The organism is Bergeyella anatis, assembly GCF_036016955.1.
GTDB lineage: Bacteria > Bacteroidota > Bacteroidia > Flavobacteriales > Weeksellaceae > JAYWXI01.
The window spans coordinates 1-536 of sequence record NZ_JAYWXI010000109.1; the positions used below are offsets into that span (position 1 = coordinate 1).

Consider the following 536-nt stretch of genomic DNA (forward strand, 5'->3'; position numbering starts at 1 on the left):
TTCATCAAGTTAAAGGCTTGATTTATATGAATTATAATGCTGATGCTATGGAAAGTTTCATTACTGAAAGGGGAATTGAAGGAGATATGGGAGCAAAAGACCAGTATATGGCAGAAAGCATTGATTGGTTTTTGAAAAATTCACTTGGTAAAAAGATTATTTTGGTTGCCCACAATGCTCACATTCAAAAAACTCCGGTAGATTTTGATGGATTTATTAGTTGTTATCCAATGGGGCAAAGACTTTCGATGACTTTTGGAGAAAAATATAAAGCATTTGCAATAACTAATCTACGTGGAGAAACTGCGGCATTGTATCCTGATAATGATTATCAATTTGGCTTTAGGGTTGATAAATTTCCACTTGATTTTCCAGAGTCGGATTCTGTTGAATTTATTATGCAAGAATTTGGAGGAAAAGAATGCTGTTTACTAATGAACAGAAGTACGGAATTAAAAAATTGTAATAAGATTCGATTTGATTCGATGTGCCTAAAAACTGAAATAGAAGAAGCTTTTGACGGAATTTTTCTAATA

General features: G+C 32.6%; 1 protein-coding gene. It reads left to right on the plus strand.

What is annotated here, in order from left to right; all coding sequences use genetic code 11:
- Positions 1 to 536, plus strand: a 536-nt coding sequence (locus VQ048_RS12475) for an erythromycin esterase family protein (RefSeq protein ID WP_327611961.1), incomplete at both ends; no start/stop codon positions are given.